The 14,057-nt window shown below is 69.1% G+C and carries 13 protein-coding genes and 1 pseudogene; 6 read left to right on the top strand and 8 right to left on the bottom strand.

Annotated features, from left to right (window positions below):
* Positions 1-28: 28 nt before the first annotated feature.
* Together FBY22_RS10260 and FBY22_RS10255 are read right to left on the bottom strand one after the other, a co-directional pair.
* A complete protein-coding gene (locus tag FBY22_RS10260; protein WP_142144330.1) occupies positions 29-1,831 on the bottom strand; it encodes a thiamine pyrophosphate-requiring protein in 1,803 nt (600 codons plus the stop codon).
* Between the two features lie 134 nt (positions 1,832-1,965).
* A pseudogene (locus tag FBY22_RS10255) lies at positions 1,966-2,280 on the bottom strand (hypothetical protein); the annotation flags it as partial.
* A 9-nt stretch (positions 2,281-2,289) separates the two neighbouring features.
* On the opposite strand from FBY22_RS10255, the gene FBY22_RS10250 reads away from it, so the two are divergent.
* Positions 2,290-2,559 carry a hypothetical protein gene (locus tag FBY22_RS10250; RefSeq protein ID WP_142144328.1) on the top strand — a complete coding sequence of 90 codons (270 nt, stop codon included), beginning with the start codon at positions 2,290-2,292 and terminating at the stop codon, positions 2,557-2,559.
* A 76-nt stretch (positions 2,560-2,635) separates the two neighbouring features.
* On the opposite strand, the gene FBY22_RS10245 is transcribed toward FBY22_RS10250, so the two are convergent.
* Positions 2,636-2,851: a DUF2795 domain-containing protein gene (locus FBY22_RS10245; protein WP_142144326.1), complete on the bottom strand. Its 216-nt coding sequence runs from the start codon at positions 2,849-2,851 to the stop codon at positions 2,636-2,638.
* A gap of 234 nt (positions 2,852-3,085) precedes the next feature.
* Entirely contained in the window at positions 3,086-4,273 is a 1,188-nt protein-coding gene (locus tag FBY22_RS10240) for an FAD-dependent monooxygenase (protein ID WP_142144324.1), read from the bottom strand.
* A 232-nt stretch (positions 4,274-4,505) separates the two neighbouring features.
* Between FBY22_RS10240 and FBY22_RS10235 the strand changes: the two genes are divergently transcribed.
* A complete protein-coding gene (locus FBY22_RS10235) occupies positions 4,506-5,906 on the top strand; it encodes an amino acid permease (protein ID WP_142144322.1) in 1,401 nt (466 codons plus the stop codon).
* 14 nt (positions 5,907-5,920) lie between these two features.
* Here FBY22_RS10235 and FBY22_RS10230 read toward each other — a convergent pair whose 3' ends face one another.
* The gene (locus tag FBY22_RS10230; RefSeq protein WP_174267119.1) at positions 5,921-6,361 is read right to left on the bottom strand and encodes a universal stress protein; all 441 of its coding nucleotides are present in this window, start codon (positions 6,359-6,361) and stop codon (positions 5,921-5,923) included.
* 260 nt (positions 6,362-6,621) lie between these two features.
* Here FBY22_RS10230 and FBY22_RS10225 point away from each other — a divergent pair, with 260 nt between their 5' ends.
* The 4 genes from FBY22_RS10225 to FBY22_RS10210 all read left to right on the top strand — a co-directional run bounded on the left by FBY22_RS10225 (position 6,622) and on the right by FBY22_RS10210 (position 11,274).
* Entirely contained in the window at positions 6,622-8,301 is a 1,680-nt protein-coding gene (locus tag FBY22_RS10225; protein WP_174267118.1) for a chloride channel protein, read from the top strand.
* 97 nt (positions 8,302-8,398) lie between these two features.
* Complete coding sequence (locus FBY22_RS10220) at positions 8,399-8,644, top strand: hypothetical protein (protein ID WP_142144321.1); 246 nt, start codon at positions 8,399-8,401, stop codon at positions 8,642-8,644.
* A gap of 1,009 nt (positions 8,645-9,653) precedes the next feature.
* Entirely contained in the window at positions 9,654-10,418 is a 765-nt protein-coding gene (locus FBY22_RS10215) for a DUF4142 domain-containing protein (RefSeq protein ID WP_142144319.1), read from the top strand.
* 115 nt (positions 10,419-10,533) lie between these two features.
* A complete protein-coding gene (locus FBY22_RS10210; protein ID WP_142144317.1) occupies positions 10,534-11,274 on the top strand; it encodes a DUF4142 domain-containing protein in 741 nt (246 codons plus the stop codon).
* A gap of 35 nt (positions 11,275-11,309) precedes the next feature.
* Here FBY22_RS10210 and FBY22_RS10205 read toward each other — a convergent pair whose 3' ends face one another.
* The 3 genes from FBY22_RS10205 to FBY22_RS10195 form a co-directional block, all read right to left on the bottom strand.
* On the bottom strand, positions 11,310-11,954 hold the full coding sequence (locus tag FBY22_RS10205) for a hypothetical protein (protein ID WP_142144315.1): 645 nt from the start codon (positions 11,952-11,954) through the stop codon (positions 11,310-11,312).
* A gap of 233 nt (positions 11,955-12,187) precedes the next feature.
* The gene (locus FBY22_RS10200) at positions 12,188-12,724 is read right to left on the bottom strand and encodes a MarR family winged helix-turn-helix transcriptional regulator (protein WP_142144314.1); all 537 of its coding nucleotides are present in this window, start codon (positions 12,722-12,724) and stop codon (positions 12,188-12,190) included.
* A 34-nt stretch (positions 12,725-12,758) separates the two neighbouring features.
* Complete coding sequence (locus FBY22_RS10195) at positions 12,759-13,847, bottom strand: PP2C family protein-serine/threonine phosphatase (RefSeq protein WP_142144312.1); 1,089 nt, start codon at positions 13,845-13,847, stop codon at positions 12,759-12,761.
* Between the last annotated feature and the right edge of the window lie 210 nt (positions 13,848-14,057).

Below are 14,057 nucleotides of genomic sequence, written 5' to 3'. Positions count from 1 at the left end.
CGGCCCCAGGGCACTCGCCGAACGCCGGTCACTTCTTCCCCCGACCAGGCAGATGTTCGGCGTACTCGGTCAGCTTCTGCCGCGCGCCCTTGGTGGCGATCCCGACCTTTTCCGGATCGTGCAGCGCCGCCTTGGCGGCCTTCTTGCCCTGCGACTTCATGATGTGCGGCGGGATCGGGGCGATCTCGTTGTCGACCTTGAACTCCAGGACCACCGGCCGGTCACTGGCCAGGGCCTCGTCCCACGCGGCGCCGACCTTCTTCGGCTCGGTGCACAGGATGCCCTTCAAGCCGAGCAGCTCGGCATAGGCGGCGTAGGGGACGTCGGGGATCTCTTGGGAGCCGGGGTACTTGGGGTCGCCGGCCATGGCCCGCTGCTCCCAGGTGACCTGGTTGAGGTCCTGGTTGTTGAAGACGCAGAAGATGAACGGCGCCGGCCCGGACAGCCGCTCCAGGTACCGCTTGACGGTGATCATCTCGTTCATGCCGTTCATCTGGAACGCCCCGTCCCCGACGAACGCGATCACCGGCCGGTCCGGGTAGGCGAACCGCGCCGAGATCGCGTACGGCGTGCCCGGCCCCATCGTGGCCAGCGTTCCGGACAGGGACGCCTGCATGCCCTGGCGCAGCTTCAGATGCCGGGCCCACCAGTTGGTGCCCGAGCCCGAGTCGGCGGTCAGGATGGCGCCGTCGGGCAGCCGCGACGACAATTCGGCGGCCACGGCCTGCGGATTGATCGTCTTGTCGAAGTGCTGGGCGGCCCACCGGTCGCACAGGTCGTTCCATTCACGGACGTCCTTCTCGATCTTCTCCCGCCAGCCGCGGTCCTCCTTGCGGCGCAGCATCGGGATCAGGGCGCTCAGTGTCTCCTTCGAGTCCCCGACCAGGTGGGCGTCCATCGGGTAACGGATACCGATCATCCGCCCGTCGATGTCGATCTCGACGCCCCGCGCCTGCCCCTCGTCCGGCAGCCACTCCGAGTACGGGAAACTGCTGCCCACCATGAGCAGCGTGTCGCAGTCCTGGATCATGTTGTCGCTGGCCTTGCTGCCCAGCAGCCCGATCGGACCGGTGACGAACGGCAGGTCGTCGGGCAGCACCTCGCGCCCGAGCAGCGCCTTGGCCACCCCCGCGCCCAACAGCTCCGCGACCTCGACGACCTCTTCCTGGGCCTTCGCCGCGCCCTGTCCGATCAGCATGGCGACCTTGCTGCCCTCGTTGAGGATGTCGGCGGCCTTGCGCAACTCGTCGTGGTCGGGAAGAACACGGGGGCGGCTCCAGCCCACGCTGGAGAACACCGAACCGTGCATCTTCGGCGGCGAGGGCTGGGCGTCCTCCTCCTGCACGTCCTCCGGAATGATCACCGTGGCCACGCCGCGCATGGTCAGCGCCGTCTTGAACGCCCGGTCGATCACATGCCGCGCCTGCCCCGGGTGCACCACCATCTGGCAGTACTCCGACACGTCCGCGAACAGCCGGTCCAGGGGGATCTCCTGCTGGTAATGCGCCCCCAGGCTCAGCCGTTTCTGCTGGCCCACCACGGCCACCACCGGCTGGTGATCCAGCTTCGCGTCGTACAGCCCGTTGAGCAGATGTACCGCACCAGGACCCGACGTCGCCGTGCACACACCGACCTCACCGGTGAACTTGGCATGTGCACATGCCATGAAGGCGGCCATCTCCTCATGCCGTACCTGAATGAACTCCGGGTCGCCCTGGGCCCGGTCGAAGGCACCCAGCAACCCGTTGATCCCGTCCCCCGGGTACCCGTACACGCGCTTCACGCCCCACTCGGTCAGACGCTGCAGCACGTAGTCGGCGACTTCGGTCATGGCCTTCTCCTGAGCTGGAGGTACGAACGGTCGGCCATGGGGTTGCCTCACCGCGTCGCTCGTAAACGCTCGTCCGCGACGATTCGCCCGAGTGGGCCGGTGCGCCAGGCAGAGAGCGCACCGCCCTTGCCGTTCTACTTGCGCCTTTGCTCCTCCCCCGCGTCCGTGCGCCCCGGCAGCGCCGGGTGTTGGGCCAGGAGGACCACACCGGCGACAATGGCGGCCAGGCCCGCTGCCTGCCGGGCCAGCGCGAACACGTCGGTGTGCAGACGGTCGCCCAGGAATCCGATGCCACCGGCGATACCGACGAGCGGTTCGGAGGCGGTGAGCGCCGGCAGCGACATCCGCAGAGGCCCGGCTTCGAAGGCGCTCTGCACGAGCATCAGACCAGTGACGGCCAGCGCCACGACCGTGTACAGCTCCCAGTGGACGAACAGAGCGGGGATCCCCCGTGCCCGATGAGGTCACTGGCCACTGGTACGGTCTGGGGCCGAGTCCAGCCGCGCCTACTGTTCGGTTTCCTGTCGTCGCAGATTTTCGACCACGGGTCCGCCGACGGTCTCCAGACGGCGTTCCTCGTCCGTCTCGTGCCACTGGCAGCGGCCGGCCTGCTGACCCTGGCGGTGCTGGGCACCTATCCCCGGGACGTGGCGACAGCTCTCGCGTCCGACCGGGAAACCAGTGCCGGCAACCGGCTCGGCAGTCCGACACACCGCATCAACCGCTGACTCGCTGGTCGGGCACGATGCCTCCGTGCGACGAGTACGTAAGAGTCCCACGGAGGCAATCGGCACCCGGTGCACGTCAGCTGTGACTGAACACGGCCTTGCTGACGCCTGCCGGGGTTTCGTAGCCCTCCTCGCTCGGCTCGGAGAGGGCGTTCACAACGCCGTCGGGTGCGTTGTTGTCCCGGGCCGCACCGACCAGGTGGTCGCGGTCGGCAGGGTAGTCAACTCCCGAAAGCGCCTTCTGGAGGTCAATGGACTGAAGTCGGCAACGTCTGAGAACCTGGGAACGCATGTGACAGCCGGTTCCCGTCGGGCGGGTGCCAGCACACGTTCGGGTGCAGGACGTCGGCGAGCAGTCGGCAGTCGGCGCTGTTCAGCGCGTGGCGCAGCCGGGCAGTGACGATGCCGGGGCCGGGCCGTGAGGGTGGTCGCATCAGTACCTCTCGAAGGTGTGGGGCCGACGGCACCGAGCCGTCTGCAGCTGCGGGTTCCTGGAGCCAGGAACGGTGTCATGCCCCTGGCTCGGCTAAGCGGGCACTGCGGCGAGTTGCCGCAGAAGCGGCCGCTGCTTCCCCGTCAGCGAAGTGCCGGCGAGACAGCTCAGGCCCGGCAGGCCGACGAAGCGCAGGGCGGCACGGCGGACCCGCAGGTGCCGCCGGAATTCGGGGACGAACCAGCGGGCCGTTCGGCGGGCAGCGCGCTGTCTGTCGGTGATGACCGGGCGCCATATGCGCTCGTAGCCGTGCAGCGCGTCCTCGACCCGGCGGGCGCCGGCGAGCTGGTCGACCAGGACATAGGCGCCGGCGATCGCAAGCGAGGCACCCTGCCCCGCCACGAGCGAGACGGCTTGGCAGGCGTCACCCACCAGCACGACCCGCCCGCGGCTCCAGGAGGGCAGGTCCGTCTGGGCGACCTGATCGTAGTAGACCCTCGGGGGCGGCGGGCAGGCCGCCAGGACGCGAGGGACGAGCCAGCCGAGGGTGCCGTACTCGTGGTACAAGGCGGCCCGTGCGTCGTCGGGGCGGCGGGGATCGGCGCTGCGGTGGACGGCGAACGCGGCGACCGTGCCGTCGCGCAGGGCGTACAGGCCCATCTGCCGCTCGGCGGTGTCGGTGAGGCAGAAGCGGTTGCCCAGTTCCGCGTGCACGTACGGGTCATCGAAGGTGAATGCGGCGGTGTGGTAGCCGAGGTAACGCACATATCGCTGTTCCTCGCCGAAGACCATGGCCCGTACGGTGGAGTGGAGACCGTCGGCTCCCACGAGGAGATCGGCGTCGAGGACGCTGCCGTCGGTGAGGGTGACGCGGACGCCATAGGTGCTCGGGTCGATCCGTGCCGGGCCGACGCCGAAGCGAAGGCCGACGGCAAGGGACAGCCCTTCCCGCAGGGCGAGTTCGAGGTCCGGCCGCATGATGCTCAGCAGGCGCCCGTTCACGGAGCGGGCGAGACGGTCGTAGTCGAGCCGAGCCCGGCACCGGCCGTCCTCGTCGAGGAAGGCCGCCTCGGAGACCGGGTAGCTCAGCTCCTCCAGCCAGGGGAGCACACCCATGGCCTCGGCCGCGTCGTAGCCCGGCCCGGAGAAATCGACCATGCATCCCTCGGCGCGGGGCTGCGGCGCTTTCTCCAGCACCACGACCTCCCAGCCGAGCACGTTGTGCAGGCGGCCGGCCAGCGCCAGTCCGGCGATACCGGCCCCGCAGATCACTGCTTTCATCGGTACCTCGCCTCTTTAGCTCACCGGCAGTTCATCCCGTCATATACTTTTGCATTATGCAAAGCTTTCGGCAAGAAGCCTGGTCACGCGGACCGATACCCGGGAATCTTGATGCCTTTCTAACGCCGTCTCGACGGCTTCTTGACGTAGCATCGACAGCGGTGTGCCGGGAAGACGGGTCGGCGAAGTGCCTGGATGAAGCGTCCGCAAGGACATCAAGGAAGGTCTTCGCGTGACCCCTTCGAAGTCGGCTGCCGCCGTCACAGCCGCCCCGTCACCCGCCGCGCGCGGCCGTGGCCCACGCCGTTCGGTTCTCTTCTTCGCGTTCGCCTTCGCGGTGATCGCCGATCCGGTCTCCTCGGTGGCATACGCGATCGAGGCGGCGCTGCGCGCCCTGCACGGCGACCTGGCCCTGCTGCTGCCGACGATGAGCCTGGTCATCGGACTGGTCGTGGTCGTGACCGCGAACTACTGGCAGCTCGTGCGGCGCTTTCCCAAGGGCGGCGGCGCGGCAGCTGCGGCCGGGCGAGCCTTCGGCGCCCGCTGGACGTTCCTGCCCATCGGCGCCCTGGTGGTCGACTTCGTCCTGACCATCGGTATTTCGATCGCCGCGGCGGCCAGCGCGGTCATCGCCCTGTTCCCCGCTCTGGCGGCCTGGCGGATACCGCTGGCGCTGCTGCTTCTCGTGGTGGTGGCGGGACTGACCTGGTTCGGGCACGGCGGACGGCTGCTCTTCGCGTTCATGACCGTGGCCTTCGTCGTCATCTCCGTGGCCATCCTCGTCCTGGGCTTCACCTCGCCCCACGCCGCCGGGCACGCAGCCGCCACGACCGACCCCGGACGCTCCGCCGTGCTCGCCGTGGTCCTGGCCTTTCCGGTCGCCATGGCACTGGCCACCGGCATCGAGGCCCCCTCCACCGCGATCGCCCAGCTCGCCCAACTCGACGACACCCATCGGCGCCGCTTCGGCCGCGGCACGCTCGCCCTGTTGCTCGTCATCGTCGGCGGCCTGACCCTGGCCCTGACAGCACTCGCCGTCCGGCTCCACATCGGCATCCCCGGCGCCGACTCCACCCAGATCGCCGACATCGCGCACGCCGCCACCGGGCCGGGCTTGCTCTACGGCGCCTTCCAGCTGACCAGCTCACTGCTGCTGCTCGCCGCCGCCAGCTCCTCCTTCCAGGCCGGACCCGGACTGCTCAAAGCCCTGTCCGGCACGGCCGAGCGGCCCGGTGTACTGCCGCCGGTGCTGGGCCGCACCAACCACCACCACACCCCGTACTGGTCTGTCGTGGTCTACCTGGCCGCCGCCGCCCTGATCATCGTGGCCGCGGCGGGCCAGGAACAGGAGCTGGTGCTCTTCTACGCCGTCGCGGTGTTCGTGAGCTTCCTGGTAGGGCTGGCGGCCATGGCCCGCTTCGCCACCCGCGAGCACAAGACGGCCCTGGCCTGGGTCAACGGCCTGGCCGCCGCGGCCGTCGCCTTCACCCTCGCAGTGAACCTGCTGCGCGGCTGGCCCATGCTCTCCCTCGCGGCGACCCTGCTCATCGCGGCCGGACTGTACGTCCGGTGGACACGGGCCGGACGCCCCAGCGGGATCGAGGACGTCGAGGCACACGCCGAAGCCGACTGACCCTGGCGGCAAAGTCAGGCGTTGCCGGCCCGGACGACCAGGACTGGGCAGGTGGCGTGGTGCACGCAGTGGTGACTGACCGAACCGAGGAGCATTCCGGCGAAGGCGCCGTGCCCGTGACTGCCGACGACCAGCAGGTCGGCCTCCCTCGCCGTGTCGGTCAACACTGCCGCCGGATGACCTTCGACGACCCGGGGGTCTACGGGTAGATCCGGATGCTCTCCCAGTGTCTCCTCGACGGTGCGCCGCAGGTTGTCGCGGGTCTGTTTCTCAAAGTCGGTGTCCGAGTAGTCAGCCGGCATGCCGTACGTGGTCGGCAGCCGCCACGCCTGGACGGGGCGTAGCTGCGCACCGGTCAGTTCGGCCTGGCGGGCCGCCCAGCGCAGCGCCGCCCGGCTGGCCTCGGACCCGTCGACACCTACCACGATCAAGGGTGGGGAAGTGCGATCGTTCACCGTTCGCCTCCGCGGCTCGTGCGTGCGCTCACTCTCCTGCGAGGCGGCCCGCGCCCCCAGGGGCCCTTCGGCCCCGATCGACGGACGACGGCCTGTGACGCGCACCCTTGACTAGTTTTGCATAATGCAAAAGCAGGGAAGGGGTGGCGATGAGCGTCGTACCGGCAGCAACCGACGGGAAGCACGTGTCCAGCAGCACAACTCATGGCTTCACACCCGCACCAAGGTTCGCGGGACTTCGAAACGTCCCTCGGGGGCTGATGGCACTCGCCGTCGCGGTCGGCGCCGGGGCCGGCGCGGGCTCGGTCGTCTTCCGCTGGTGCATCAAGACCTTCACACATCTCTTTTCCGGCCACGCCGACTACGCCGCCTCCCCCGGCGCGGACAACCCGCACGTGCCGTGGCTCGGCGCGTACTTCGTGCTCCTGGCCCCGGTGATCGGCGGCCTGCTGTACGGGCCGCTGGTGAACCGGTTCGCCAAGGAGGCGCGCGGGCACGGGGTGCCAGAGGTGATGTTGGCCGTAGCCCAGCGCGGCGGGCGGATCAGCCCCAAGGTCGCCGTGGTCAAGACGCTTGCCTCCGCCCTGTGCATCGGCTCGGGCGGCTCGGTGGGCCGTGAGGGCCCGATCGTGCAGATCGGCTCGGCTCTCGGCTCCACGCTCGGCCGGGTCACGAAGGCGACCGAGGGCCGGATGAAGCTGCTGGTCGCCTGCGGTGCGGCGGGTGGCATCGCGGCCACCTTCAACGCCCCACTGGCCGGCGTGTTCTTCGCGATGGAGTTGATTCTGGGCACCTTCAGCGCCGAGGCCTTCGGGGCGACGGTCCTGGCCAGCGTCACCGCGAGCATCATCGGGCGGGCCGCTTTCGGCAACAGCGCCTTTTTGAGCCTTCCGGACTTCCACGTGGACCATCTCGCGCAGTACGGCCTCTTCGCCGTGCTCGGCGTCGGCGCCGCGGCGGTGGGCGTGGGCTTCTCCCGGTTCCTGTATCTGATCGAGGACGCCTGCGACTGGCTTTGGCGCGGTCCGGAGTGGCTGCGCCCGGCGGTCGGCGGCCTCGCGCTCGGCCTGGTGCTGCTGGTCCTTCCGGAGATGTACGGTGTCGGATACCCGGTGCTCCAGAAGGCGACCGAGGGCCAGTACGCGGTCGGCTTCCTGCTCCTGCTGCTCGCGGGCAAGATGCTGGCGACCAGCCTCACCATCGGCATCGGCGGCTCGGGCGGGGTGTTCGCCCCCAGTTTGTTCATCGGCGCGATGCTGGGCTCGGCATACGGCATCGGCGTCCATCACCTGCTGCCCCATTCCGCCGGTGCGGTGGGCGCCTACGCGCTGGTCGGCATGGGCGCCGTCTTCGCCGGCGCGGCCCGCGCGCCGATCACCGCCGTGGTCATCCTCTTCGAACTCACCGGCGAGTACTCGATCATCCTGCCGCTGATGCTCGCGATCGTCCTGGCCACGGCCACCAGCCGCCTGCTGACCCACGACACGATCTACACCCTCAAGCTGCGCCGGCGCGGCATCGACCTCGAAGGCCCCGTCCCCGGCGCACGCATCGGCACCCAGCGCGTCAGCGCCGTCATGGAACCGCTGCCCTCACCGCTGACTGTGTCAACGGCCCTTGCGGACGCCGCCGACCTGCTGAGCCTGTCCGGCCACGGCGCCCTCCCGGTCGTCGACGACGTCGGGGGGTACACCGGTGTCGTGACCGCGCAGGCAGTGGCCGAAGCACTCGCGGAACAGCCGGAAGACGCGCCGACGCAGGTCGGACAGCTCGCCGAGACTCCGGCGCCCATACTTGCCGACCAGCCTCTCGGCCAGGCACTGCACGCCCTCCTGTCAGCTGCCGGAACGGGGGTACCTGTCCTCGACTCGGAGCAGGGGAAACCGGTCGGCTGGCTCAGCCACCAAAGCGCGCTGCGCGCGGTCCACCCGACTCCCTGACGACATCAGGAGGCGACTCCAGCCACCGCCTGCTTTTGCACTGTGCAAAAATGGGTACAGAGAGTCCGGACATCCCGATCGCACGAGGAGGTGGGCCATGCACACAGAGCACGTCCAGCGCTCCTACTCGTTCGCGTGCCTCGACTGCGGACACGGCTGGGAGGACACGTACGACGTCGACGTGACCGTGGACGAGCACGCGCGGATTACCGCCGTCTACCACCTCGGCGCCAGACTCGTGCCCTCACCCTTGCAGTCGCCTCGCTGCCCCGCCTGCGAAAGCAGCAAGATACGCATCATGCGGCCGGGGCGCGTTGCGGCGGCGCGCCTGCACGAGAGGTGACGGCCGCAGAACCACCCCCGATGGTCCTGCAGACCGCGCTGGCGGTGCTGTTGCGCAAGCTCGGCGCCCAGGACGACGTGACAGCTTCCGGCATGCGCCGAGTCAGCCAGGCCACGCTCGCCACACATCCAGCCCGGTGAACGCAAGGGGGGCGGCCCGCACCCGTCGGAACCGCCCCAGGGGGGTCGGCCCCCGCCAAGGCCATCAGCCACTGCGGCGCCGCGTGCATGCTCGATGACATCGCGGGCGAATGGTCGCCCGGGCGGCCTGTGTCACGATCGCCTGGAAGATCGACGCTTCTACCGACATGTTCGGTGGCGACACACCCAGCTCCCCAACTGCAGGACCCTCAAGGCCGGTGGCACCTCCCGGCACCAGGCCCTCACGGCCGACGTGATCTGTGCGGGCGGCACCATGCTGGTCAGAAACATCGGGGTCACAGTCACCGCGCCAGGCCGACGTGCCGGTCCAGGCTTTCGAAGGGGACCTGTTCGGTATCAGAAAAGGCACTGAACAGCACGAGACCCAGGCCCTCCAGGACAGCGACGCGAACAGGCCGCACGCCGACCGCGGGCATGGACGCCGTACATACCGCCTCACGCCGAAACCGCGCCTGCCGGACGACACCCGCTGCCTGAACAACTTGATCGCGTCGGACGACACGTCTCCGGCCACCACAGCGAGGTTGCTCCTGCCGCCGGCCGGGTCTCTTTCCCCGGCTCCGATCCGCTCTTCTCCGATGGTCACCCGTATCCGGCTCCTGCGAACGGTTCGGCCACCCATGTCACCGACTTCCACAGGCGCGCCGCCTCCCTCGCTGTATCGGCGCATCACTTGCCCCACAGATACCGCCCCTCCCTCGAACACTCTGCGACTGCGCGGACCATCAATGATCGGCGGCTTCTCTCACCCAGCTTGGCATAGTGCAAGCTTTACCTGGGGCAAGGGTTCTCTTTCCGTTGCGGGGCCGTACCTGCCGACGTACCCACCGTCCAAACCGGGAGGCGCCATGCCCATCTCTCGCAACACGATCGGAACCGTCTTCGTGGGCGGAGCCCTGAGCGTCACGCTCGCCGCGCTGGCCTACCCGAGCATGCTCGGCATCCAGAACGCGTCCACGAACCAGTCGCGCGTGATCGCCAGCACGCAATGGGGGCCACTCACCGAAGCCGACCGCAACTTCGTCGTCTTCGTCCGCTCCGCCGGACTGTGGGAGGGCCCCTCAGGGGACCTGGCGATGAAGAAGGGAACGACGGCGGCCGTACGCGAGGCCGGGCGGCACCTGGTCATCGGGCACGCCGCGCTCGACGCCAACTGTCGCAAGATCGCCCCGGAGCTGAACATCACCATCCCCAACCAGCCCACACCGCAGCAGCAGGGCTTCCTGGACACGTTCAAGTCGGACACCGGCAAGCAGTTCGACTCCGACTTCGCCAACATCCTGCGTGTCACTCACGGCTCGATCTTCAACACCATCGCCAAGATCCGCTCCACCACCCGGAACGCCCTCGTGCGTCAGTTGGCCGACCAGGCCAACGACGTGGTCCTGGACCACATCACGCAGATGGAGAACACCGGGCTGGTCAACTTCGCCCAGGTCAACTTCCAGGAGACGACCCCGCCGAAGCTCCCCTCCGGCCAGGTCACACCTCCGGTGCCGCAGCCCGGAGCACCGATGGTCACTCTCACCGTGCCCCCCGGACTGCCGACCGGGGGCGTACCGACGGGTCCGGCCACGACGCCGTCGGCGTCCCCTGCTCCCACCGTCGGATGACCTCAGCAATGCGACGCACGGCACACCGGCATGCAAATTTTACCCAGCGCAATGATCGGCCCGTCCGGCCTGCCCGTACCTCTGGACGTACAAGCCGCTCGCGTCTGGAGGCAGCATGCCCATCTCACACAACAAGGCCGGATCCGTCGTCGTGCTCGGCGCGCTGGCACTGACCCTCAGCGCACTCGCCTACCCCGCCATGCTCGGCGTGCAGAAGGTGTCCAGCGACCCGAACCGGATCATCGCCAGCACGCAGTACGGCCCGCTCACCGAAGGCGACCGTGACTTCGTCGTCAAGGTGCGTTCAGCCGGGCTGTGGGAGTACCCGCTGGGCGAGCTGGCGATCCAGAAGGGGTCGACTGCCGAGATGCGCGAGGCAGGCAGGCATCTGGTCGTCGGTCATGCCGGGCTCGACGAGCTGTGCCGCAAGATCGCCCCCGAGCTGAACATCACGCTGCCCAACCAGGCCACCCCGCAACAGCAGCAGTTCGTGCAGACGTCGGCGGCCGAGTCCGGAAAACAGTTCGACACCACCGCCGCCAACATCATGCGCGTCACCCACGGCCAGATCTTCCCCACCATCGCCAAGATCCGCGCAAGCACCAAGAACACGCTCGTTCGTCAGCTCGCCGACCTGGCCAACGACACCGTCCTGGACCACATCACCGTGCTGGAGAAGACCGGCGTCGTGAACTTCGACCAGGTCAACTTCCAGCAGACCACTCCGCCCAAACTCCCCAAGGAGCAGCTCACCCCACCCGCGGCCCAACCCGGCGCCCCGGTCGCCGTGCTCACCCCCCGTCCCGACCTGAACATCAACACCGCCTCCCCGGCACCCAGCCCGTCGGCCCGCTGATCACCGCGGTCTGCCTGACCGCTGCCGGACGGATTTCAGGTCTTGGCGGGGTAGGAGAGCCGGTAGGAGCGGACGACAGCGAGGAATGTCGCGGCTGCGAGGGCTGTGATCCAGGGGCCAATGTCGAACAGCGCCCCGGAGGCACTGGGCCCCGTCTGCGCACCGCGCGGGGGCACCCGTCCCTCCGGGTCGTCCACGACGGCGAGCGCGTCTCCGGGCCGGGTCGTCTTCCCGCAGCCACGCCAGATGCGGACCTTGAGCGGAACACCGTCGGCGTCCACCACCGAACACAGGTACCGGCCAGGGGAGCCGTCCGAAGCCCGGCCGTCCTCGACCGACGTCACCACCACGGACTGCACCCGCCCCCGTTCCGCCAGCACCATGCCTGCCGCGGCCTGCGGAGCCTGCAGCGCGAGGCACATACCGAGCAACGCGACGATGCCGACCAGTGCGCGTCCGGCCCCGGCAAAAGACAGATACAGGGCCAGGGCTCCGGCGCACACAAGACCCGCCTCGCCGTCGGCCAGCGAGAGCCTGCCCGTCCAGGCACCGAAAAGCGCCGTACCGACGATCGCCCCGGCGCCGAGTACTGCCGCCAGGAGCCCCTCCCCCACCAGCCACCAGGGTGGCCGCCCGACGAACTCCGCCGGGCCCCATACCGAAGTCCGCAGATGCTCCATGAGGCGAGGCTGGGAGGGGGACGAGTGCCGACCCTTGCGACGCACGCGCGTCACACCCCCGCATCCGTCTGCCAGCCACCACTCGGGGACGTGCCCCGCGGTTGGACCGGCTTTCACCTCGTCAGCACTGCCGGAGTTCGGCAGAGCCCTTCACCTTTCCATTGCATTATGCAAAACCTTCTGCGTTGAGAGAAGAGCAGCCCGGAAAATCGCGGCGGCCCGAAGGAGGCGATTCACGCGTCGTGTGCCGTCACACCGTCGACGACCCAGCCGAGAGGGTGCGGTTCCGGATCGTCCACGGCGGAGGCGGGGGGCTCGCCTCCCGCCTTGTTGAAGGCGCCAAGCGCCTCGACGAGCGCCAGGCGCTGGATCGGAGAGAGCCGCTCGACGATGGCGGCGATCTCCGCGCGGCGCCGGGCTGTGACGTCCTCGACGGTGCGCAGGCCTTCGTCGGTGAGCTGCAGCAGGGTTTCGCGGCGGTTGTCCGGGTTGGTCTGCCGGACGGCAAGACCGGCCGCGATCAGTCGGTCGACCATCCGCATGGCCGTCGACGGCGCCACCTGCAGCAGGTCGGCGAGGGTCACCAGCTTGGTGGCACCGCGGGTGGACAGCACGACCAGCATGCGGAACTGCGGCAGGGTCACCCGATCCTCGACCTCGGCAAGGGAGTGGGCGGAGACCGCCACCAGCAGGCGGGATGCGGTCAGCACCGCACTGGTGACCGCATCGACGTCGTCCATCGTCCCCGCAGGGTTCTCACGCTCCGGCATACGTCCTTTCTACCTTGCCGAAGTCGCTGCTCACTCACCCGATGGGAACAGATTTTCCTTCCCCATGACCGTGATACCGGAGCAACAGCATGGCGGCGTCGTCGTGGAGCGGACCGCCAGCGTGCCGGACCAGGTCCTCTCGCAGTGCTTCCAGAGCACGGCCGGCATCGGGTTCCTTGAGCAGGCCCGCCCGCTCACCGAGAGGGTAGAAGGAGCCGTCCGAGTCCCGGGCCTCGGTGACCCCGTCGGTGTACAGCAGTATCTGTTCGCCGGGCGCGAAATCCACCCGATAGGGCTTGGGCCCTTCGCTGTCGTGGACACCCAGTCCCAGGGGGAGGGCGTATGCAAGTGGCTGCGGGAAGTCGACCGCGCCGTCGCGGCGTACGACCATGGGGGCCGGGTGGCCGTAGTTGAGGAACACGACTCCGTGGTCCGAACCGATCTCGGCGAGGACGGCGGTGACGAACTTCTCCCCCTCCAGATCCCGGGCCACACTGCGCTCCAGCCGCTCCCCCAGCCCGACCAGATCGGGCTCCTCATGGGCCGCCTCCCGGAAAGCACCGAGCACCACGGCGGCGGTCTCCACAGCGGTCAGGCCCTTGCCCTGCACATCGCCCACGATCACCCGGATCCCGTTCGGGGAGGCCACCATCTCGTACAGGTCCCCGCCGATGCGCGCCTCCGCGACCGCCGAGGTGTACGACACCGCCGCCTGCAGCGGGCCAGCGGTCCGCGGCACGGGGCGCAGCAACACCCGCTGCGCCACCTCCGCGATCGAGCGGACACTGGCCAACTCCGCCTCCCGGCGCGAGCGCGTCAAAGCAGCCGCGATACCCCCGCCGGTGACACCTGCCACCGATGCCATGGCGGTGAAACCGCGGCGCTCCTCGAACAGCCCGTCGTACAGCCCCAGCGCCACACACAGCATCAGCGCCACCACGCCGATCAGGGCCGTGCGCCGCCATCCACCCACCAGCCCGGAGAACGCCGGCCCGAGCGAGACCAGCGGCAGGAGCCCCACCCCCGGCCCGGCGACGACATCCGCCCCGGCCACCACCGCCATCGCCGCCACCGGCATGAAGGAAAGCACCGCAGAACCCGGTGTCGGCGTCTCCACCGTCATGCGACCTCCACAAACGCTCCAGCACATACGATGAGCCGCCCGATCACTTCTGGCACAGGCACCCCTCCCTGCCTTTAGACTATGCAAAGGTCCCCGTGAGGAAGGGGCTCCCGGCTCAACCCTTTACCCAATGGAGGGTCGAGAGCGGACATGTCCGCCCCTGGAAGGCGAAGATGCCCCATAGACAGGGCCCATCGGAAGGGCCCCCGC

It is taken from the genome of Streptomyces sp. SLBN-31, assembly GCF_006715395.1.
In the GTDB taxonomy this organism is placed as follows: domain Bacteria; phylum Actinomycetota; class Actinomycetes; order Streptomycetales; family Streptomycetaceae; genus Streptomyces.
This window is presented reverse-complemented; position numbering and strand designations above follow the sequence as displayed.

What these genes read in the sequence shown, in the direction of transcription:
- FBY22_RS10260 (WP_142144330.1), bottom strand. Translation starts at nt 1,831, where the DNA reads ATGACCGAAGTCGCCGACTACGTGCTGCAGCGTCTGACCGAGTGGGGC.
- FBY22_RS10250 (WP_142144328.1), top strand. Translation starts at nt 2,290, where the DNA reads ATGAGGTCACTGGCCACTGGTACGGTCTGGGGCCGAGTCCAGCCGCGC.
- FBY22_RS10245 (WP_142144326.1), bottom strand. Translation starts at nt 2,851, where the DNA reads ATGCGTTCCCAGGTTCTCAGACGTTGCCGACTTCAGTCCATTGACCTC.
- FBY22_RS10240 (WP_142144324.1), bottom strand. Translation starts at nt 4,273, where the DNA reads ATGAAAGCAGTGATCTGCGGGGCCGGTATCGCCGGACTGGCGCTGGCC.
- FBY22_RS10225 (WP_174267118.1), top strand. Translation starts at nt 6,622, where the DNA reads ATGGCACTCGCCGTCGCGGTCGGCGCCGGGGCCGGCGCGGGCTCGGTC.
- FBY22_RS10220 (WP_142144321.1), top strand. Translation starts at nt 8,399, where the DNA reads ATGCACACAGAGCACGTCCAGCGCTCCTACTCGTTCGCGTGCCTCGAC.
- FBY22_RS10215 (WP_142144319.1), top strand. Translation starts at nt 9,654, where the DNA reads ATGCCCATCTCTCGCAACACGATCGGAACCGTCTTCGTGGGCGGAGCC.
- FBY22_RS10210 (WP_142144317.1), top strand. Translation starts at nt 10,534, where the DNA reads ATGCCCATCTCACACAACAAGGCCGGATCCGTCGTCGTGCTCGGCGCG.
- FBY22_RS10205 (WP_142144315.1), bottom strand. Translation starts at nt 11,954, where the DNA reads ATGGAGCATCTGCGGACTTCGGTATGGGGCCCGGCGGAGTTCGTCGGG.
- FBY22_RS10200 (WP_142144314.1), bottom strand. Translation starts at nt 12,724, where the DNA reads ATGCCGGAGCGTGAGAACCCTGCGGGGACGATGGACGACGTCGATGCG.
- FBY22_RS10195 (WP_142144312.1), bottom strand. Translation starts at nt 13,847, where the DNA reads ATGACGGTGGAGACGCCGACACCGGGTTCTGCGGTGCTTTCCTTCATG.